This window comes from Pandoraea sp., from assembly GCF_041919235.1.
Taxonomy (GTDB): domain Bacteria; phylum Pseudomonadota; class Gammaproteobacteria; order Burkholderiales; family Burkholderiaceae; genus Pandoraea.
Genome location: NZ_JAYRUC010000001.1, coordinates 205,403 through 225,848 on the forward strand (window position 1 = coordinate 205,403; position 20,446 = coordinate 225,848).

15 protein-coding genes and 1 pseudogene are annotated in these 20,446 nt (G+C 64.5%); 6 read left to right on the forward strand and 10 right to left on the reverse strand.

Going from position 1 to position 20,446, the window contains the following annotated elements; translation table 11 throughout:
- Positions 1–461: 461 nt before the first annotated feature.
- Positions 462–1,631 (forward strand): methyltransferase, encoded by a 1,170-nt coding sequence (locus tag ACE3UG_RS00900; protein WP_374618405.1) that lies wholly within the window; start codon positions 462–464, stop codon positions 1,629–1,631.
- 40 nt (positions 1,632–1,671) lie between these two features.
- Here the strand turns inward: ACE3UG_RS00900 and ACE3UG_RS00905 are convergent, their stop codons facing one another.
- Positions 1,672–2,901: a TIGR03862 family flavoprotein gene (locus tag ACE3UG_RS00905; protein WP_374618643.1), complete on the reverse strand. Its 1,230-nt coding sequence runs from the start codon at positions 2,899–2,901 to the stop codon at positions 1,672–1,674.
- Between the two features lie 153 nt (positions 2,902–3,054).
- Here ACE3UG_RS00905 and ACE3UG_RS00910 point away from each other — a divergent pair, with 153 nt between their 5' ends.
- On the forward strand, positions 3,055–3,180 hold the full coding sequence (locus ACE3UG_RS00910) for a hypothetical protein (protein ID WP_374618407.1): 126 nt from the start codon (positions 3,055–3,057) through the stop codon (positions 3,178–3,180).
- 20 nt (positions 3,181–3,200) lie between these two features.
- Here the strand turns inward: ACE3UG_RS00910 and ACE3UG_RS00915 are convergent, their stop codons facing one another.
- From ACE3UG_RS00915 to astD, 6 genes and pseudogenes are all read right to left on the reverse strand, one after another.
- Complete coding sequence (locus tag ACE3UG_RS00915) at positions 3,201–3,374, reverse strand: DUF2964 family protein (protein ID WP_374618409.1); 174 nt, start codon at positions 3,372–3,374, stop codon at positions 3,201–3,203.
- A 197-nt stretch (positions 3,375–3,571) separates the two neighbouring features.
- Positions 3,572–3,799, reverse strand: a complete 228-nt coding sequence (locus ACE3UG_RS00920; protein ID WP_374618410.1) for a DUF2964 family protein — start codon at positions 3,797–3,799, stop codon at positions 3,572–3,574.
- Positions 3,800–3,971: 172 nt separating this feature from the next.
- On the reverse strand, positions 3,972–4,274 hold the full coding sequence (locus ACE3UG_RS00925) for a DUF1488 domain-containing protein (protein ID WP_374618412.1): 303 nt from the start codon (positions 4,272–4,274) through the stop codon (positions 3,972–3,974).
- A 204-nt stretch (positions 4,275–4,478) separates the two neighbouring features.
- Positions 4,479–5,036 (reverse strand): NADPH-dependent FMN reductase, encoded by a 558-nt coding sequence (locus tag ACE3UG_RS00930; RefSeq protein ID WP_374618413.1) that lies wholly within the window; start codon positions 5,034–5,036, stop codon positions 4,479–4,481.
- Between the two features lie 67 nt (positions 5,037–5,103).
- Positions 5,104–6,452, reverse strand: a pseudogene (gene astB, locus ACE3UG_RS00935) (N-succinylarginine dihydrolase).
- A gap of 43 nt (positions 6,453–6,495) precedes the next feature.
- On the reverse strand, positions 6,496–7,977 hold the full coding sequence (gene astD / locus ACE3UG_RS00940; RefSeq protein WP_374618415.1) for a succinylglutamate-semialdehyde dehydrogenase: 1,482 nt from the start codon (positions 7,975–7,977) through the stop codon (positions 6,496–6,498).
- A 229-nt stretch (positions 7,978–8,206) separates the two neighbouring features.
- Between astD and astE the strand changes: the two genes are divergently transcribed.
- From astE to ydiK, 3 genes are all read left to right on the forward strand, one after another.
- Entirely contained in the window at positions 8,207–9,325 is a 1,119-nt protein-coding gene (astE, locus tag ACE3UG_RS00945) for a succinylglutamate desuccinylase (RefSeq protein WP_374618416.1), read from the forward strand.
- Positions 9,326–9,523: 198 nt separating this feature from the next.
- On the forward strand, positions 9,524–11,446 hold the full coding sequence (locus ACE3UG_RS00950) for a hypothetical protein (protein WP_374618417.1): 1,923 nt from the start codon (positions 9,524–9,526) through the stop codon (positions 11,444–11,446).
- Between the two features lie 129 nt (positions 11,447–11,575).
- Positions 11,576–12,766, forward strand: a complete 1,191-nt coding sequence (gene ydiK, locus ACE3UG_RS00955; RefSeq protein WP_374618419.1) for an AI-2E family transporter YdiK — start codon at positions 11,576–11,578, stop codon at positions 12,764–12,766.
- Between the two features lie 533 nt (positions 12,767–13,299).
- Here ydiK and fahA read toward each other — a convergent pair.
- Together fahA and hmgA are read right to left on the reverse strand one after the other, a co-directional pair.
- Complete coding sequence (gene fahA / locus ACE3UG_RS00960; RefSeq protein WP_374618420.1) at positions 13,300–14,574, reverse strand: fumarylacetoacetase; 1,275 nt, start codon at positions 14,572–14,574, stop codon at positions 13,300–13,302.
- 100 nt (positions 14,575–14,674) lie between these two features.
- Entirely contained in the window at positions 14,675–15,994 is a 1,320-nt protein-coding gene (gene hmgA / locus ACE3UG_RS00965) for a homogentisate 1,2-dioxygenase (protein WP_374618421.1), read from the reverse strand.
- Between the two features lie 113 nt (positions 15,995–16,107).
- Between hmgA and ACE3UG_RS00970 the strand changes: the two genes are divergently transcribed.
- Positions 16,108–17,016 (forward strand): LysR family transcriptional regulator, encoded by a 909-nt coding sequence (locus ACE3UG_RS00970; RefSeq protein WP_374618422.1) that lies wholly within the window; start codon positions 16,108–16,110, stop codon positions 17,014–17,016.
- Positions 17,017–17,052: 36 nt separating this feature from the next.
- Here the strand turns inward: ACE3UG_RS00970 and ACE3UG_RS00975 are convergent, their stop codons facing one another.
- Positions 17,053–20,421: an ATP-binding protein gene (locus ACE3UG_RS00975; protein WP_374618424.1), complete on the reverse strand. Its 3,369-nt coding sequence runs from the start codon at positions 20,419–20,421 to the stop codon at positions 17,053–17,055.
- Between the last annotated feature and the right edge of the window lie 25 nt (positions 20,422–20,446).

Below are 20,446 nucleotides of genomic sequence, written 5' to 3' on the forward strand. Positions count from 1 at the left end.
CCCCCCCCCCCCCCCCCCCCCCCCCCCCCCCCCCCCCCCCCCCCCCCCCCGCCCCCCCCCCCCCCCCCCCCCCCCCCCCCCCCCAAGTCATTTGGGCGGAGGCGAGTGAACGCGGGCATAATGCGGGCTTCTGGCGCATCCTGAAGAAAGAGAAGAAGACGGACCGGAGCCCCTTTTTGCAGCGAGTTGGGTTTATGTCTGAGCGGCGGAAAGGGGCTCCGGTCCGTCTGGGGTGGGCATCCCGAGGGGGTTTGGAGCGTCTAGGGGGGGGTCTCTCAAAGGGGGGTTCCGATTCGACTGGGCCGGACTCCCAAAGGCGGCTCCGATTTGACTAGGCGGGTGTCCCAAAGGCGGCTCCGATTCGGCTGGGCCGATCTCCCAAAGGTGGGGCTCAGTTCCGACTGGTGCGGGCCTTCCCAAAGCGGCTGCGATGCGTCGCCACGTAATTCAGAAGACAAAGCATGAACACAATCCCGACGGTATCCTGGACTGAAGACGGTCGTCCCGTCAATGCGCGCTGGCGCTCCGAGGCGGGCGTAATGCCGCCGCGCAGAGTTGAAGTTGTTGACGACACGTTGACGGCTGACGACGCCTACCACATGGCCTGTGGCGGCACGGCGATGCTGTATCGAGGCGACTATCAGAATGCGCGCCAGTTGATGCAGGCGATGGCACGGCGGGTAGATCGAGTGCCGCATCGTCCGCGCCGCAAGTCGGTTGGCAAGGATACGGTTGCGCAGTCGAGCGCGGCAGAGGCGTTCCATAAGCATCGTATGGCGCAGGCGCAGCGGGCGCGCATCCTTGGCATGGTGCTTATTCCGTTGGATGCGGACTATGGAATTCCGTTGCGTCGCGCGCCGGAGGTTCGCGACGCTTGCGCAGAGGCGTGGGGGGTGCCGGACGGGGAGACGTCGGTGGCATCGCTGCGAGAAATACTTGGGTTGATCGGCGCGCATGAGTGGCGCAAAAAGGGCGTGGCGATTCCCGCGCTGGGCGCAGCGATCCATCCTTGGTACGGGGTGTTTTCCCCCGTACGCGGAGAGTACCTTCAGCTAATCGAGCAGGCGCCGTTGCCGGCGACCTCGTTGGCGTTCGACGTGGGCACGGGCACGGGGGTGATTGCAGCGTTGCTGGCTCATCGGGGAGTGGAGCACGTCGTCGGTACGGATCGTGACGCTCGCGCGCTGGCGTGTGCGCGGGAGAACATAGCGCGGCTGGGGTATGACCGTTCGGTGAAGATCGTGGAAGCCGATCTCTTTCCCGAGGGGCATGCACCGTTGATCGTCTGCAATCCGCCGTGGCTGCCGGCCAAGGCCAATGCGCCCATCGAGCATGCCATCTACGATCCGGACAGCCAGATGCTCAGAGGTTTCCTGAACGGACTGCAAGCGCATCTGAGCCCTGGAGGCGAAGGCTGGCTGATCCTGTCGGATTTGGCCGAACACTTGGGCCTGCGTACACGCGAGACGTTGCTGTCGTGGATTCACGCTGCCGGACTCGTGGTGCTCGCGCGTCACGATGTGCGGCCGCAACACGCAAAGGCGGGCGACGCCAGCGATCCGCTTCATGCTGCGCGACGCGCCGAAGTAACGTCGCTGTGGCGTCTGGGCGTTCGGCCGGCGCAACGTTAAGCGCAGAGACACCTGTCGGCCAATGGACCGTCGGGTGATATCAGCGCAGGGCCGCAAGATACGCTGCGGCGCCCTCGCCCGCCACACAGGCGCTGGCGAAGCATGCCGTGAGGAGATACCCGCCGGTGGGGGCTTCCCAATCGAGCATTTCCCCGGCACAGAACACGCCGGGCAAGCCCTTCACCATCAACCGCGCGTCCAGCGCTTCGAGCGCGACCCCCCCTGCACTGCTGATGACCTCGGCCATCGGGCGAGTGCGTAACAGCGTCAACGGCAGCCGCTTGATACCGGCTGCGAGCGCCGCCGGATCGTTGAACGTCTCGCGCGGCAGGCACTCGCGCAGTAGCGCCGCCTTCACGCCCGCAATGCCCAGGCGGCTCTGCAGATGACTGGCCAGCGAACGCGAACCGCGCGGGCGGGTCATTTCCTCGGTCACGCGCGCCGGCTGCCAGTCCGGCAGCAGGTCGAGATACACCTGCGTGCTGCCGTTGGTCAGGATCGCGTCGCGAATCGGCGCACACAACGCGTACACCAGACTGCCTTCGATGCCGTGCGTCGAGATCACGAACTCGCCTTTGCGCGTCGTGCCGTCCGGCGACGTCATCGTGACCGACTTTACCGGATGACCCGCGAACCGCTCTCGCATATGCGAAGTCCAGTCCGTCTCGAAGCCCGCGTTGGCAGGCATCAGCGGAGCGATATCCACGCCGTGATCGCGCAACCAGGGCACCCAGGCGGCGTCCGAACCCAGTTGCGGCCAACTCGCGCCGCCCAGCGTCAGCACCACGGCCTTCGCACGAACGCGACGCACGCCACCGGGCGTCGCGAATCTCAGATCATCCGCGCCTGCCGATGTTCGTGCGTCCCAGCCCAGCCAGCGGTGACGCACATGCAGACGGACCCCCGCCGCACGCAATCGGCTGAGCCATGCCCGCAACAACGGTGCGGCCTTCATGTCGACGGGAAAGACGCGCCCCGAGGTGCCAACGAACGTATCGATGCCCAACCGATGCGCCCATGAGCGCACGTCGTCGGCGCTGAATCGGCGCAGCCACTGACCCACCGCATCCGCCCGCTTGCCGTATCGGGCCACGAACGGCTCGGCGGGTTCGCTATGGGTAAGATTCATGCCGCCCTTGCCGGCCATCAGGAACTTGCGCCCCACCGACGGCATGGCGTCGTACACATCGACACGCCATCCCGCCGACGAGAGCACTTCGGCGGCCATCAAGCCGGCCGGACCCGCGCCTATCACGGCGACATCGATCATATCGACAGGCGCAGAGGTCGGGTTGTCAGAGGGCGTGTGAGAAGCGTACGAAGGGGTCATGCCTGGGAGCGATGTCGCGGGATAACAGCCGCCACACAGCACCGCTCGATAAGGCAAAGCAGAGCCGCGCGTCGTTGGCGTTGAAGGCCGCCATTGTCCCACATCAGTGCCATCCGGGCACTCGATTCTCCCGAGTGGGCCGTGCGGATCGGTGCGGCACCGTCATCGACGCTCATCCGCGACTCCCCCGGCATTGCGCTCGCCGAACCGGTCGAGTGACGGATCTCTGACCACACACGTCACGACGCGTCGTGCGACCCCCAAGGAATGAGCATCGTCGCCGTGCAGGTGGCCCCAGCCAGCACCACGGCCACGCCGTAGCGCGACACCTCGGGCAGGCTGAACAGCAAACCGTGAATCGTGGCGAAAACGCCCCCCAGCGTTACGAACGCCGCAAGGGAAGCAATGAACACGCGGGTATCCGAGCACATGGGTCACCTCGCAACGAGGCCACGCGCGTTGCGAAGCGCTTCATGCGGGGAAATCGACGAGACCCGCGGCTTGCTCAGCCGGGGCCACGCGAGTTTCGGCTGACTTCGGCGGCGTCCCTCATCTAGCAGTTTAGGCCGCAACCCGCCGAACGGCTACACGGCTAAACCGCTAAACGGACTCAGGGCTTGGAATTGGAATTGGCCTTGGACTTGGCAGCGCGCTCATCGTCACGCGGCCAAGGCGTGAGCATCACGACGACGAACAGAATACCGAACAGCGCCGTGATCACGCCGCCCTGCATCACGCGCGTTTGGTCGTAAAGCAGGCCGTGGATGGTGGCGAACGCCCCGGCCAATGTCATAAAGGCCGCAATCGAAGCAATGACGATACGGAATTCCGAACCCATGGCGACTCCTTGGACTGATCGGCAATGGTGCCGCTGAGGCATCCTCAACCGCAGCGATACCAGTGTACGCCACCGCCTAAGGCTCGCCTATCGAGTCGCAGGGCCAAACAATCGGGGATTTGACGCGCGTCAAAACCGTTCGACGAATTACCACTGTGTGGACCCGCGTCGATCAACGCCACGCCTCATGTCGCTTGGCCTCCCGGACCCAGCGAAAGTGCCCGCTGCGCAGTCGCACGGGGCCGGCGAGCCCCATCGTCAGATACTCACGGGTGAGCGCTTGAATATGACTGCGCCCGTGTTCGAAAGCGTGCAACAGATCGTCGGCGCGGGCCGAGTAGGCGCCGAAGTGATCCTCCAATGCTTCAGCAGATACCGCGCAATCAATCGGGCGACCGTTGACGACCACAGCGAACTCGATCGTCAAATCTTCGTAATTGAACACCGGCCGGTGATCCGGAAACTCGATTTGCATGGCAGCACCCCCGGTTGACGAAAGCACGCGATCGACGTGTCGGGCGACACGTTCCATCCAGCATAGTGCATCGACGGACAATTCGCGCGTCGGGTCATTAATCGATTCGTCAACGGCGATGGGTAGGTGCTCGAGCCTCCACCAAGACTCTCATAAATGGCATTAAAAAATTCACGTAATTCATTGATTTTAATATTTTTACAATTAATTTCTGTGTTCGAGAAATGCAACGAACCCGGCAATGAACGCCGCCAGTTGCTGCCGAACGCCGTCGTCCTGGAGATGCCCGTCCGCATCGAAGACCGTATTCGCGTGTGACACCATCAAACGCCCCTGCCACCAAGGAGCGGTTTGCAGCGTACGCAATACCGGCATCCACGCGTTCTGACTCAGAATCGTGCCGAACCCGCCGGGCGATGCCCCGATCATGGCCACCGGCTTGTCGCGAAACACGCGTGCGCTATCGGCGGGCGGTCGCGATAGCCAGTCGATACCGTTCTTGAACACCCCCGGTATGCCGTTGTTGTACTCCGGCGTGGCGAGCAGCAAACCATCGGCCTGTGCGATCGCGTCCTTCAGCGCGGCGACAGCGGCCGGAATCCCCTCGTTCGCCTCAACGTCGGCGTCATAGAGCGGAATGCCGTGCAGCGTGCGAACGTCGAGTGAGATGCCTGCGGGGGCAACCGCCTTCGCCGCCGCCAGCAGCGCCGTATTGAACGAGCCCTTGCGCAGGCTGCCGGACAGGCCAATGATTGTCGTCATCGAATCGACTCCTATCGTGATGAATCGGAAGTTACGGTGGCGCGGCACAATGGCCGGCCGAGCGCGCTCAAGCGTCGCGCTGGAACGGATACAGGCAACCCAGGCCAAGCAATCGCGTAAGTTCATCGAGGGCGGTGCGGCATTCGTCGAGCAGCGCCGGGTCGGCCAGATCGCTCACCGCCAGGCGGTCACGATAGTGGCGCTTCACCCAGTCGGCGAGCGCCGCGTAACGCGCATCGTCGATCCATATCCCCGCGTGGGTGGCGTTGCGCTCCTCGTCAGTCAAAACCACGCGCAAGCGCAGACACGCCGGCCCGCCGCCGTTGCGCATGCTCTCGCGCAAATCGAACACGCGCAGTTCGCGAATCGGTCCGCCACCGGCCACCTGCGATTCGAGATAGCGCCACACGGCCGGACGTTCGCGGCACTCCTGCGGCACAACCAAACACATCCCCCCACCCGCCTCCGGGGCGCGGGTGAGTAGCTGGCTGTTGAAAAGATAGCTGCCCACCGCGTCCGCCAGCGAAACCTCATCGACCCGTCCAATCGCGTGCCTCTGGCCGCCAGCCGTTCGCGAAGCCTTGCCAGCACCGCCGCCTGATCGACAAACGCCTGCGCATGACAAAACAGCACGTTGCCATTGCCCACGGCAATCACGTCATTATGAAAAACACCCGCGTCGATGGCGTCCGGATGCTGCTGCGCGAACACCACGTCGCCGTCGGCCAGCCCATGCACGCGCGCAATCGCCTGACTGGCCTGCAACGTCTGACGCGCAGGAAAGCGGCGCGGTGTCGGCGCGCTCGCGAGGTCGTCCCGCCCATAGACGAAGAACTCGACACCGCGCTCGCCATAGGCGCCACATAGCCGCGTATGATTCGCCGCCCCCTCGTCCCCCAGGGAAGGCCAGCCCGGCAACGCGTTGTGATGCGCGAAGCGTGCCTCGTCCGGGAATGCTGCACGCAGAACCCGCGCTGTCGTCTCGTGCTCAAACGCACGGTGCAACTTGCTGCACAGATTGGCCGGCGTGAAATGCACCCGGCCATCCGCCGTATCGGCCGACGGGCTGACCGTGGCCGCGTTGGCCGTCCACATGCTCGCGGCCGAACACGCCGCACCCAGTAACCCTGGGGCGGTGCGGGCCGCCTCGCGAATGACAGCGCGGTCATCCCCCGAAAAGCCCAATGTGCGCAACAACCCGACCGACGGACGCTCCTGCGGCGGCAATACGCCCTGTGCGTAGCCAAGATCGGCCAGCGCCTTCATCTTGGCAAGACCTTGCAGCGCGGCCTCACGCGGATTCGACACGCGATTGGCGTTGTTTGCCGAGGCAACGTTGCCGAACGATAAACCCGCATAGTTATGCGTGGGGCCGACCAATCCGTCGAAGTTGGCTTCGAGGGCAGAACGCGTCATGTCAATTCCTGAAAAAAGCGCAAAACAAGTCGATCAACGAGAATCAGTGCGAAGCGAAGTCCAATCCCGGACTCAGGTGCTCGGGCATGACCGCACGCGGCGCTTCCATCGACGCCATCGGGTACGCGCAGTAATCCGCCGCGTACCAGGCACTGGGTCGATGGTTGCCCGATTCGCCAATGCCGCCGAACGGCGCGGTCCCGGCCGCGCCCGTCGTCGGCCGGTTCCAGTTGACGACGCCCGCCCGAATCTCCGCGAGAAACTGCTCGTAACGCGCGGGATCGTCGGACAGCAGACCGGCCGCCAGCCCATAGCGCGTGCGATTCGCCAGCGCAATGGCCTCATCGAACGCGTCGTAGCGCAGCACCTGGAGCAACGGGCCGAAATACTCTTCGTCGGGCAATGCATCGCGCGTGGCAAGCGCCGTGACGTCGATCAATCCCGGGGTCAACAATGCCGCGCGGCTATCCGGCTGGGTCAGCGGCAGCATCGCGCGACTGCCGAGCGCCATCAAGTCGGCCTGAGCCGCAAGCATGCGGCGCGCCGCCTGCAACGACACCACGGCGCCCATGAAAGGCTGCGGCTGTGCGTCGTAACGTCCCACGCGAATGCGTTGCGTCACGAACACCAGCCGTTCGACGAACGCATCCCCCTGAGGCCCGCGCGGCACCAGCAGACGCCGCGCGCAGGTACATCGCTGCCCCGCCGAGAGGAAAGCGGATTGGATCGCCACGTGAACGGCCGCGTCGATATCGGCCGGTGCGTCGACGATCAGCGGGTTGTTGCCGCCCATCTCCAGCGCAAGGATCTTGCCGGGACGCCCGGCGAATTGCTGATGCAGCACGCGGCCCGTGGCGGAACTGCCTGTGAAGCAGACCCCGTCGATATCGTCATGCGCTGCAAGCGCCGCGCCCGTATCACGCGCGCCCTGCACAAGATTCAGGACGCCCGGCGGAAGGCCCGCTTCGATCCAGCATTGCACCGTGCGCTCAGCCACGCCGGGCGTCAGCTCGCTGGGTTTGAAGACAACGGTATTGCCCGCGAGCAACGCCGGGACGATATGCCCGTTCGGCAAATGGCCGGGAAAATTGTACGGCCCGAAGACTGCCATCACGCCATGCGCCCGATGACGTACGACGCTCTGGCCGTCCACCATGGCACCACGTCGCTCGCCCGTGCGCTCCTGGTACGCGTTCGCCGAATGCGTCACCTTTGCAGACATCGTCGCGACTTCGGTGCGCGCCTCCCATAAGGGCTTGCCGGTCTCTCGACCGATCGCGTCGGCAAGCGTGTCGGCTCGTGCGCTCACGATGGCCGCGAAACGCTGCAATACGCCAAGACGCTCGTCGGCACTGTATCGCGCCCAGCCCCGCTGCCCGCGACGCGCGGCCTTGACGGCAGCATCGACATCGGCCGAATCGGCCGCGTGGCCCTGCCACACGACATCGCCCGACATAGGGTCGAGCGAGTGAAATTCGGCACCGCTGGCGGTGCTCCAGACACCTTCGACATATAGATCCGTCATGAACGGTCCCCCTGCGTGCCACGCTCGATGGTACGGCGTGCGATGCGGATCATCATGACACGGATTCGGTCGCCGGAACAACGCGCACACGCCGGAACTGCCGTCAAACGCACATGAGCAGGACGTTGCGGGGCGTTGCGGGGCGTTGAGTGGCGTTGGCGCCGCCGTATGGCCGCGACGCCGATACCATGCATAAAATACGCGTCTGAGCCCCCGGAGATCCTTCATCATGACCGACGCCAACCGTTCGGCCTTGCGCCACTGGCTAAGCGACGTACGCGACTCGCGCGATAGTGCGCTCGTCGCAGGCACCGATCCCTGCGGTGTGCGCTGGCAACGGCACGCGCAAGGCGTTCTGGAACTGACGCCAGCCGATGCGCCAACCGATGCGCCAGATGTGGGCGATGCTCGCGATGCGACGGACACGAGCGTCGGGCGCCATCGCCCGCGCTTCGACGCCATCCTCTCGTGCGGCATTCACGGCGACGAAACGGCGCCGATCGAAATCGTCGACGCCATTCTGCATGACATTGCCGACGGCCGCCTGACGCTGCGCGAGCGTGTGCTCGTCGTGCTTGGCAACCCCGACGCCGTGCGGGCCGGCAAACGCTATCTCGAGTGCGACCTGAACCGCCTGTTCCAGGGCGCGCATGCCAAGCGTGCGGAGTCGCCCGCCGTACAGCGCGCGCGCGAGCTCGAAGTGATCGTTGCCCAGTTCTTCGCCGGCACGAACGGCGCGCGCCGTCTGCGACGGCATGTCGATATGCACACCGCGATCCGAGCGTCACTCTTCCCTCGCTTTGCAGTCGTGCCGGGAACACCACAGCACCCGCCGAGCGATGACTGGATCGATACCCTTGCCGCCGCCGACATCGAAGCGATCATGCTCACCGAGCAGCCATCGGTCACGTTTTCGTATCACACCTGCGCACGATTCGGCGCCGAGAGCTGCACGCTTGAGTTGGGAAAGGTCGCGCCGTTCGGACAGAACCGTCTGGAAAACTTCGCGGGTATCGACGCTGCACTCCGCCGCTGGTTGTCCGGCGCCGAAATGGGAGCGCGCGACGATGGCAAGACCCTGCGCGCGCAACGCTTTCGTGTGGCCGCGGAGATCGTGCGCCGGACCGACGCGTTCGTCCTCGACGTCCCCGCAAACACACCGAACTTCACCCCGTTCGCGGCAGGCACGGTGCTCGCGCGCGATGGCGAGAACACTTACACCGTTTCGCATCCGCAGGAACGGATCGTGTTTCCCAACCCCGATGTCGCGAATGGATTGCGCGCCGGCGTGATGGTGGTCCCGGTGGTGCCGGTGGTCCCGGTGGTGCCGGTGGTACCCGATGCGTGACACGCAGGTTGTGGAATCCCCCACCAATCAACATTTGACGGCCTGAGGCCGCTACGCAGCATCGCGAATTAACGACTTCAAACGACTGTTCAAGCGTGGCCGCAGCGGGCAGACGCGCGTAGCATCGCCCGCTTCATTTCGTCCTTTCATGCCTGCGGCGCAGTACCTCGCCGCTGCCCAAGTCACGCCCTTGACGCCATGCTCCGCAATTGCTGCTCGTGCTTTCCCCCGATTTCCAGCGCCACCCCGACCACCCGCGGTACCACGCCACTCAACGACGCCGAGCGTGGCGAACCGGCCTCCCCGCTTGCCGAAGATTTTGCGCGTGCCCAGCAGGCCGCTGTACAGGCCAGCGTCGCGGCTGGTGCGCCGCCAATGCCGATGACGCCGAATGGCATCCGAGCGTCGGCGGCGTTGGCGCCCGTGCCCGTCTTTCGCACGTCGTCCGCCCCGGCCGCGCCGTCACGGCCATCGAGCACAAACGCGCCTATCTTCACGATCGATTTGTCGACGGGGCCAGGCGCAACCAACGCGCGACGCATCGCCGACGCGTTATGGCGCGACGTCGCCATACCTGCACTTCAGGCGCTGGAAACGTCCACCGAAGCGAGCGAGTGGGACGACCGATTGGCGCCGCTCGAGCCGCCGGACGCGAATGAGCGGGCGTGGTCCGTCGACGCAAGCGAACCAGGCAGCCTGGCAACACAGCCCTGGTGTGACACGTTGCGTGCTCATCTGCATTGGCATGCGCGCACTTTGGCCCTCCACGGCCTCGACGTAGCAGCGGTGAGCGAGCGGTTCGAGACGCTCTTGCGCGAGCAGCGCCCGGGGTTCTCGTGGCGGTCGTTCTGCATCGGCACCCTGCGCGACGCCATGCCGTTCGCCGTGGGCTCGACCCTCGCTTCGCTGCTGGCGGAATCGACGGATCCTACCCGGTCCCAAGCATGGCTTTGGCCCCCATTGGCCGCGCTGACCATCATCGGGGTCAATCTGCTCGGCATGGCGGGCTTCAACGCGACCCAATTGCAATACCGCAACCGGATCGAACGCACGACCCCGGCGCCAGACCTGGAAGGATTGAGCGCGATCCTCTCCACGCCCTATCGCGCCGCCTTTGCGCAGGTGCTCGGCTTCGTCCTATGCTACGGCGTACTGCGCAACGGCGCCCGCTATGGCGTTGAGCGTGCCATATCGAACTGGTTTCCCGGCATTCTGACGCGGCGATTCGGCGACACACTGCACGCGTCGCTTGAAATTCCGCTGGCGCCGGTGCCTGGCATTCTGCTGCTGCCCATCATCCACCGAATGGGAACGACGCGGCACAACGCCAGCCTGCAAATTCTCACGCAAGACAACCTCGCCGAGTTGCTGATCGATACGCCGCAACGGGACCCCCTCCCTCGGGAATGGCGCGCGTACCTTCACGATATCGTCCAGGATCTCTCCGACATGCTTCGCTCTGCGCCCCCTCGGCTCATCTGGTTCGCGCTCATGACCACCTTCTACTATCTGGCGTGGATAGGCGACGGCCTGGCGCACGGGCACGGGAGCACCAATGCGACTGCACCGAACGACTCGCCCACCGCGCATAACGCAACGCTCGATGTGCCCGGCACGGTTTCCTCAAGCCTGTCCGAAGAAGCCCACGTTTTCGCGGTGCTGGACGTCCTTTACGGCGTCATCGGTCTGATCTTCTCGATAGGACACAGCGCCGCACAACGCGAGGACATCCGCACCGCGCACGAACGGCGCGCGCCTCGTCCAAAAATCAGTACCTGCACGGTCGTGACGATGGCCGACTCGGGCGTTTCCTCGGTCAGCTCCATGTCGATGCGGCGCGAGAGCCCGCGTAGTGTCAGCCCCCCCGAGATGAACAACAACTCACTCACGAGTACGCGATTTCCCTTCCCCGCCTCGCACACACCTGACGCGTTCTCCCCCCCCGCTGCGCTCGAGCACCGCGACGTGCAAATGGGGGCGAGCCGTCGCCCGGCCGGCATCCGTCGGCACGGCACCACGACGCCACCGCGCGAACTGCGTACGTTGCAGCACCGACCGAGGTGGCCAAGTGTCTCGTCCGACGGCTCCGACGACGACACTCGGCTAACGACTCCGCTCTAGGGCGCATGCGCGGCGCACTTGCCGCGCCCGCCTCGGCGTGGCATCTTGCTTACCAAGCGCACACCGTGTGCGAGGAGTACGTCCAGGCGCACGTAGATGCGCGCCTGCCCCCTGCCTGCCGGAGCACCCATGCTTTCCACGACCCCGAGCGAACTCGCCCGTAACCTGCTGATCGTTCTCGTTCTCAGCCTGCTGATGATCGGCACGTTATGGGTGTTGCTCCCGTTTCTGCCGGCATTCATCTGGGCGGTGACCATCGTCGCTTCCACCTGGCCGCTCCTCATCGGCCTGCAGCATCGACTGTGGGGCAAGCGCTGGCTCGCGACCACCGTGATGATCCTCGTCATGCTGGTGATCGTTGTCGCACCGTTGTCTGCCGCCATCGGCACACTGATCGTGCACGCATCCGACATCAGCGATCAAGTCCATTCCTTCGGCCAACGTGGCCTGCCGATGCCACCCGACTGGCTCGCACGCATTCCGCTGATCGGCCAGCGCGCGAGCGAAGAATGGCAGGCACTGGCGGTCGCCGGCCCGGGCGGTCTGTTGGCTAAGGTTCAGCCCTACGCCGCCAAGGCCGCTTCCTGGGCATTTTCCAAGCTGGGGTCGATCGGTCTGCTCGTGGTTCACCTCGGCCTCACGCTGATCATTTCCGGCATTCTCTTCATGCAGGGAGACCGGGCGGCCCGAGGGCTGATTCGCATGGCGCGGCGACTCGGCGGCGATCGCGGCGAAGAGTCGGTGCGGCTCGCCGGTATGTCGATTCGGGCAGTGGCGCTCGGCATCGTGGTCACCGCAGTCACGCAGTCGCTGCTCGGCGGCCTGGGTCTGTGGCTGACGGGCGTGCCGTTGTCAGGCGTGCTGACCGCGCTCATGCTGGTGCTGTGTGTGGCGCAGATCGGCCCGTTTCCGGTGCTTCTATCGAGCGTCGCGTGGCTGTACTGGCAGGACAGCCCGGTCCTCGCCACCCTGCTGCTCGTGCTCTCGGTATTCATCGGCATGCTCGACAATGTCATGCGCCCGATGCTCATCCGCAGAGGCGCCGATTTGCCAATGACGCTGATTCTCGCGGGCGTGCTCGGAGGGATGCTCACCTTGGGCATCGTCGGCCTGTTCGTTGGGCCCGTGATTCTGGCCGTGACCTACACGCTGCTGACCGCCTGGATCAACGAAGGCCTGAACCGTGCGCCCGCGCCGCCCAGCGGTGCACCGACGGTTACCGCCCCCTCGCCTGCGAATGTCACGCAGTCTGCAGACGACGCATTGCCTGTCGATGCCGGAGTCAAGGCGCCGTCGACGCCAAGCGACAAGCGTCATTGAGCCCGCGAGTGCGCAAGGTACGCCCGTCACGCGAATCGGACGTACTTTTCGGATGGCTTCACCTGTCGCCGCATGCCGCAATGTGGCTAAATACTTCCCATACTCATGTGATTCCGGGAAGTATCAAATGTCGCACGCCCCATCCCAATCCCCATCCCCCAACCCAACGCGTGCGCCCGCGCGGCGCTCGCTGCGCGTGCCGCGCCGCGCGCGTCTCGGCGATCCGCCGCTGTTGCGCCGGGTCGGCGACGAGCTCGCCTATACGCCAACGCGCTGCCGAGTCACCGCGAGCCTGATCGTCGGCCGAATCGATCCTTGGTGGCAGCGGCTGCGACCCGCTCAGCCGACGCCGCCTTGCATGCACGAGACATCACCGGTCCCGCCAACGCCCCACGCGCCGGCCGGTCACCCGGCACGACACGTTGCGCACACATGAATCGGTAGGGCCGGCGTCGAACTGGGCGTGACATCGATCGCGTTGATCGAATTGATCGCGCCTATCGCGCTTATCGCGCTTATCGCACTTATCGCGCCTATCGCGCCTTCGCGGGCAGAATCTTGCCCGTGACGTCACCGAAGCCGATGCGGTAGCCCGCCCCTTGACACCAGCCGGCCATCACCACCGTATCGCCGTCTTCGATGAACGTGCGCTTTGCACCGCTCGCGAGCGTAATCGGGTTCTTGCCGTTCCATGTCAGTTCAAGCAGGCTGCCGAACGAATCCGGCGTCGGGCCGCTGATCGTGCCCGAGCCCATCAGATCGCCAACGCGGACATTGCAGCCCGAGACGGTATGGTGAGCGAACTGCTGCGCCATGCTCCAGTACATGTGGCGGAAGTTGGTCCGGCAGATGGACGTCGCCTGGGCGTCGCCGTCCGCTTGCAACAGGACTTCCAGTTCGATGTCGAAGGCATGTTTGCCCTGCTGCTGCAGGTAAGAGAGCGGCTGCGGATTCTGCTCGGGGCCGGCCACGCGGAACGGTTCGAGTGCGTCCATCGTCACCACCCACGGCGAGATTGACGTGCCGAACGTCTTGGCGTTGAACGGGCCGAGCGGCACGTATTCCCATTGCTGCAGGTCGCGCGCCGACCAGTCGTTGAGCAGCACCATCCCGAAAATCGCCGCTTCGGCTGCGTCTACGCTCAGGGTCTCGCCCAGCGACGTATCACGACCGACGATGAAGCCGGTTTCGAGTTCGAAGTCCAGCTTGCGACAGCTATCGAAGATCGGGCGCGGTGTATCGGGCAATTTGATCTGCCCGTTCGGTCGATGAATCGGTGTGCCGCTCACGACCACCGAGCTCGCGCGCCCGTTGTAGCCGATGGGAATTTCCAGCCAGTTCGGCAGGAGCGCGTTGGCGGGATCGCGGAACATGCTGCCCACATTGGTTGCATGCTCTTTCGACGAGTAGAAGTCGGTGTAGCCCGGCACTTGAACCGGCAGATGCAATGTGGCCTGCGCGAGCGGCACAAGCGCCTGTGCCCGCAGCGAGGCGTTTTCGCGCAGGGCGGCGTCGCCATCCACGGCGAGCAGCGCCGTCAGCCGCGCCCGTGTGGCACGCCAGGCCGCGCTGCCCAGCGCCACGAAGGCGTTGATGCTGGGCTGTGCAAAAACGGCCGTGTCGGCCGCCTTGAGCAGGCCGGCCGCTTCGAGCGCCGCCAGATCAAGCACCTGATCGCCGATGGCCACGCCAACGCGCGGCGTGGGTTGCGACGGGGTACTGAACACGCCATACGGCAGGTTTTGCAACGGAAAGTCCGTCACGCCAGTGTTGGCGGACGCGACCCAGCTTTGCGGGAGTGCGGACATGTGGAATTCCTTCTTCGGGATAGCGCTTCGGCCGGTACTGCGCATGCGGTGTGCGCGTCCGGCCGGTTCACGGGGTGGCGAAATCGCGGCGCGATGCCGCTTACTTCCGGTTCGGGTTGAAGTGCTTCTTCAGACCCTGCCAGCAGGTGTAATAGTTGTCCTGCAATTGCTTGCTCTCCAGCGCGAAGCGCGTCGGACGAATGACCGTCGGCGTCTCGAACATGAACGCCATCGTCGCGTCGACCTTATGCGGCTTGCTCGTGTCGGCCGCCGAGGCCTTCTCGAACGTGTCCGCATCGGGGCCATGACCCGACATGCAGTTGTGCAGGCTCGCGCCGCCCGGCACGAAGCCCTCGGCCTTCGCGTCGTACACGCCGTGAATGAGTCCCATGAACTCGCTGGCAATATTGCGGTGGAACCAAGGCGGACGGAACGAGTTTTCCATCGCCAGCCAGCGTGGCGGGAAGATCACGAAGTCGATATCGTCGACGCCCGGCGTATTGCTTTGCGATTGCAGCACCAGGAAGATCGACGGATCCGGATGATCGTAGCTGATCGAGCCGATCGTGTTGAAGCGGCGCAGGTCGTACTTGTAGGGCGCGTAGTTGCCGTGCCAGGCCACGACATCGAGCGGCGAGTGACCGATATCGGCACGCCACAGCCCACCGCCGAACTTCGCCACCAGTTCGAAATCGCCTTCGAGGTCTTCATACGCCGCGACGGGCGTGAGGAAGTCGCGCGGGTTCGCGAGGCCGTTCGAGCCGATCGGGCCGAGGTCCGGCAGACGGAACAACGCGCCGTAGTTCTCACACACGTAGCCGCGTGCACGGCCGTCGGGCAACGTCACACGAAAACGCACGCCACGCGGGAGTACGGCGATCTCGTGGGGCTCGACGTCGAGCACGCCGAACTCCGTCGCAATATGCAAGCGCCCTTCCTGCGGCACGACGAGCAGTTCACCGTCGGCGTTGTAGAAGAAGCGGCCATCCATCGATTTGTTGGCCGCATAGAGGTGAATACCGCAACCTCGCCCGCCGTCCGGCCCCCCATTGCCGCCCATCGTGACCATACCGTCGACGAAATCGGTAGGCGCTTCCGGCATCGGCAGCGGATCCCAACGCATCTGGTTGGGCGGCGCGGGCACGTCGTCGAAACGGCTCAGCCAGCGCGACTGCGCAATCGCGGTGAACGGCTTGTGCATCGCGGCGGGACGAATGCGATACACCCAGGAGCGACGGTTATGCGCCCGGGGCGCGGTGAATGCCGCCCCCGAGAGTTGTTCTGCATAGAGGCCATACGGCACACGTTGCGGTGAGTTCTGCCCGATCGGCAGCGCACCGGGCAACGCCTCCGTCGCGAACTCGTTGGCAAAACCGGACAGATAGCCCGCTTCTCCTTGAATTTGGTCTGCTTGGCGCATGAATGGCCTCGTCTCCTGATCTCGAATGCCATCATTGTCCGACAAGCCACCACATTTTGCGATATAAATAGACGAATCAACTATATTCACAACATGAATAACATTACCCCATCATGATTGCCTTACGCGACGTCGATTTGAACCTGCTGGTGGTCTTTCATGCGGTACTCACGCATCGAAGCATTTCTCAGGCCGCTCGGGAGTTGGGCTTGTCGCAACCGGCGGTGAGCAACGGGTTGGCCCGCCTGCGGCAGACTTTCGAGGACGAACTGTTCACGCGGACCGGCGCAGGGATGCAGCCCACGCCCTTTGCCGAGGCACTTGCGGAGCCGGTCTCGGCGGCCCTTTCGGGGATCTCGCGGGCCATCAATCACCGAGAGGCGTTCGATCCGGCGAGCAGTCAGCGCGCGTTTACGTTGGCGATGACGGATGTGGGAGAGGTGTATTTCATGCCGGCGCTGGTCGATCTGTGCACGCGGCTCGCGCCCGGCGTGCACATCCGCACGGTACGGGCAACGCTGCCCGATCTGAAGGAAGCCATGGCTGCGGGGCGCATCGATCTCGCCGTGGGAGCGTTCGACGATCTGACCGGCCCCTTCTTCCAGCGCAGGTTGTTTCGTCAGCAGTACGTGAGCATGTTCCGCATCGGGCACGCGCTCGACACCCCTCGCGCAGGGCTGGCGCAATTCCAGGCGGCGCGCCATCTGTTCGTCGCCACCGGCGACAACCCTTACGCGCGCGTCAACCAACTCTTGGCGCAGGCCGGCTTCGGTGCCGACGCCAATTTCTGGGTGCCTCACTTCATCGCCGTTCCGTACGTGGTAAGTGCCAACGATCTCGTGGTCACCGTACCGCAAAAGTTTGCCGAGCGCGCCGCTGCGCCATTCGGTCTGCGCTTCGTCAAGCCGCCGCTTCGACTTCCTGCGTTGCAAACGAATGTGTTTTGGCACCGCCGATATCATCAGGACGCCGGGAACCAATGGTTGCGTCAGTTGATTTCGGAACACTTCGTCGAGGCGTGAAGCAGCACGCCTGACGCTGCGCTCAGGCGTCAGGGCTCACGCATCGCTCGCAATGGCATGCCCTTGTGCACGCAGCCAGTCGTTCCACGCCGTGTCGAGTGCTTCGAACGCGGCCTCCATCTGCCCCACGGATGCCTGGGGTGCCAGATGTTCCACCTGCGCCGCAAGCGACGCCAGAGAACTCAGCCCGAACGCCATGAAGCCGCCACGCAAACGATGCGCCGAGTGACGAAGCGGGTCGCGCGACACGTCGGCCAGCGCGGCACGGCAATTCGCGATGTCCTGATCCGCAATCTTGACGAACGTGTCGAGCATTTCCGACAATGGCAAACGCCAGTCCTTCGCCGCCACATTGTCCGGCGCCGTCTTGGGTGGGCTTTCGATCTGACCCATTGACGCGGGAAGCGGCGCAATCTCAACGCAAAGCGACGGATAGTTCGCCCGGACGAGTTCGATGACGCGCAGCAAGGAGCGGGCATCCACCGGTTTGTAGACGACGGCGTCGTACGGCGACTTCCCGTCACGGTCGGCGCGCAGCGTGACGTCGGCCGTAGCGACCACCACCGGCACATGCGGCGCACGCGCCTTGAGCTGCGTGGCGAGGGCATGCCCGGAGAGATGCGGCATATTGGCGTCCGTGATCACGAGCATGTGCGATTCTGCGTCGAACGCATCCAGCGCCTCGCGCGGGTCGTGGTAACAATCGACGATCGCGCCCAGCCCTTCCAACTGGCGGGACATCAACATGCCGCTGATCGGATGGTCATCCGCGACAAGCACGTACCAACCGGCCAGCGGCCTGACATGCGCCTTTGCGTTCGCGGCAGCCGGCAAGTCACCGCTCGCGGCATGCCCGGGCCGCGACTCGGTGCCTAGCACTTCCCAGAGCTCTGCCTGCTGGAACATGGCGACATCGCGCGGCCAGGCGGGCGTGCTGCCGGCCGGACGATCGACAGGTGTCGAGCGCAGCAGATAGACTTCAGCCCCGGCCATGCCGCGCACCGGCCACTCGTCGGCAAACATGAGCAGACCGGCGTCCTGCACGCGGCCAGCGCCGGACGACCACGACACGGCATCGTCGTACCTGAGCGGCTCGTAGCCGGCGCGGCGAATCAACGCGTCGAGATACCAGTGGCGACGCTCAAGCGCGCTCACATAGGCAAACGTCTCCCCCATGTCGACAACGAGCGGCGCTTCACTGCCCGACGCCCAGGGTAAATGGAGCGTGAAGCGCATTGTGGTGCCCTCCCCCTCCTGACTGTCGACCTGCAACTGGCCGCCCAGCATGGCGACGAACTGATGCGAAATCGCCAGCCCCAACCCCGTGCCGTGCTGCATGCCGGGCTCGGTGGTGCTCTTGCCGAATGGCCGGAACAAGTCCGCCAGATCGGCCGCCGCAATCCCGACCCCGCTGTCGCTGACCGTGAAGGCCACGTCGCAGCCCTGCGTGTCCGCGCGCGTCACCATCGCGCTGAAGGCGACGTGCCCTTTTTCGGTGAACTTGATGGCATTGCCGACAAGATTCGTGACCACCTGCCCGAGTCGCAGGGCGTCGGTATGCACGCCGCGCGAGAGCCGAGGATCGATCATCCAATCCAGCGTGAGCCCTTGCAATCGCGCACGTCCCGTGAACGACAGTCCGACCGCTTCAAGCTCCTTGAGCAACGATCCGTCACGCGTATTGAGCTCGAAGCGGCCGACCTGAATTCGCGAATAGTCGAGCAGATCGTTGATGAGATCGAGCAGATTACGTGTCGAACTCTCCATCACATCGACGTAATAGCGGTGATCGTCGCCCAGCGTCTGAGCGCTTAACAACTCGAGCGAAGCGAGCGTGCCATATAGCGGCGTGCGCATTTCGTGGCTTACGGTCGTCAGGAAGACGTCTTTGGCGCGATTCGCGCTCTCGGCAGCAAGGCGCGCCTTGCGTTGCTCCAGTTCGAAGCGGCGTTGCTCCGTGACGTCCGACAGCGTGCCGATCAGCACCGGCTGCTCACGAAAAACCGTGTCGACGAAGCTCACGGCGTAGTGACGCTCACCGGCTTCGTCGAGTGCACTCAGCAAGCGCCGCACCGGCCGCGTCACCACGCCGCTGTGCATTTGCCGATACATGCGCGTCAGCTCGCCATCGCCCAGATGTCGCAGCAGATCGACGGTGCCCGCATACGCGGGATTGCTCATGACCACGCTGGGCTCGAACGGATCGATGATCGCCATCCCAACCGGCGCCGTCTCGATGAGCGTTTGCGTGAAGGCATCCCGCTCGAGCAATGCGGTCGTACGCCGACGTGCCGGCTCGATGATGCGCTGACGCATGTAGCGCGTGCCAGCGTAGACGCCGGCCGCATAGAGGAACAACAGCAGCGTGGCGCCGAGCAACAGCGTGGCGCTCTGCTGGAGCAAATCGACCGGCCGCACGGCATATCGCACGAACCACGGCGACGACGCGAGATGGCGCTCGAAGATCACGCGTTGACCGTCATAGCGCAGCACCATTTGCGCATCGCCAAACATGGGCAACGTCACGATTGTACGCAGACGTCCCAACGTTGAGAGCGGTGCGCCAGCGCTGGCGACGACGAAGCCGTCCGCCGACACGAATTGGAGCGCTTCGCCCGTATGCTCCAACGTGCGCAGTCGCGGCGGGACAATCATGTCGGGCGCCATGCTCGTGCCGACATAGAGCATCAGATGTCCGTCGAGATCGCGGATCGGGACGAAGCTCGAGACTGCCGTCAAATGCGTGAGGGGATTTTCGTAGTTGTAGGTCCAGAAGGGTGTATCGTTGCCTGCCGGATGGCGCGCCGTGTAGCGCTCGACCTTGTTGATTTCCGCGAGCATCGCGTTGGTATCCCGCGCGAGATCGGCTGCGCTTGCCGATTGCATGTCGACAGCCGTTCGGCGAGCGGCAAACGCGCCGTCAGCAGAGATGATGAAGGTCTCGTCCTGTCCGCCGAGCGCACTCCAGAAGTTGGCGTCGAGAATCATCAACCGGAGGGTCATCCGTGCCAATACCTCGGCACGCTCAGGCGGAATGTCGGCCAGTTTGACAATCTGGAAGTCGCCGTCCCACCCCGCGCCCTCAATACGCTTTGCCGTGCCCACCGGCATGGCGAGGAGCGGCTTCACGATCCGATCGGCGAGCGCCTGCGTGACGCCGCCCGTACGAACGTGGCTCGCCAGCGCGGTTTGCGCCATCGCACTGGCTTGCTCGTTGAATATTTCGATATCGCGAATCTCGTGTCCTACGGTCGCGAAGAAAGCCGCCGTCTTCTGACTACCTTGCCAGACCATGCCGAATAACGCATAGGACACCGCCGCAACCCAGACCGAGAAACCGAAAAGGAGTGCAAGCAGCCCCCCAATGCGGAGCAATCGGCCGGCGATCGCGATATCACGCGTCATTGTCCGGGCGGGCATAGACGCCAAT

Coding starts and splice junctions, on each gene's coding strand:
- astE (WP_374618416.1), top strand. CDS start 8,207: ATGACCGACGCCAACCGTTCGGCCTTGCGCCACTGGCTAAGCGACGTA.
- ACE3UG_RS00930 (WP_374618413.1), bottom strand. CDS start 5,036: ATGACGACAATCATTGGCCTGTCCGGCAGCCTGCGCAAGGGCTCGTTC.
- ACE3UG_RS00950 (WP_374618417.1), top strand. CDS start 9,524: ATGCTCCGCAATTGCTGCTCGTGCTTTCCCCCGATTTCCAGCGCCACC.
- astD (WP_374618415.1), bottom strand. CDS start 7,977: ATGACGGATCTATATGTCGAAGGTGTCTGGAGCACCGCCAGCGGTGCC.
- ACE3UG_RS00975 (WP_374618424.1), bottom strand. CDS start 20,421: ATGACGCGTGATATCGCGATCGCCGGCCGATTGCTCCGCATTGGGGGG.
- ACE3UG_RS00970 (WP_374618422.1), top strand. CDS start 16,108: ATGATTGCCTTACGCGACGTCGATTTGAACCTGCTGGTGGTCTTTCAT.
- ACE3UG_RS00905 (WP_374618643.1), bottom strand. CDS start 2,901: ATGATCGATGTCGCCGTGATAGGCGCGGGTCCGGCCGGCTTGATGGCC.
- fahA (WP_374618420.1), bottom strand. CDS start 14,574: ATGTCCGCACTCCCGCAAAGCTGGGTCGCGTCCGCCAACACTGGCGTG.
- ACE3UG_RS00925 (WP_374618412.1), bottom strand. CDS start 4,274: ATGCAAATCGAGTTTCCGGATCACCGGCCGGTGTTCAATTACGAAGAT.
- ACE3UG_RS00900 (WP_374618405.1), top strand. CDS start 462: ATGAACACAATCCCGACGGTATCCTGGACTGAAGACGGTCGTCCCGTC.
- ydiK (WP_374618419.1), top strand. CDS start 11,576: ATGCTTTCCACGACCCCGAGCGAACTCGCCCGTAACCTGCTGATCGTT.
- ACE3UG_RS00920 (WP_374618410.1), bottom strand. CDS start 3,799: ATGGGTTCGGAATTCCGTATCGTCATTGCTTCGATTGCGGCCTTTATG.
- hmgA (WP_374618421.1), bottom strand. CDS start 15,994: ATGCGCCAAGCAGACCAAATTCAAGGAGAAGCGGGCTATCTGTCCGGT.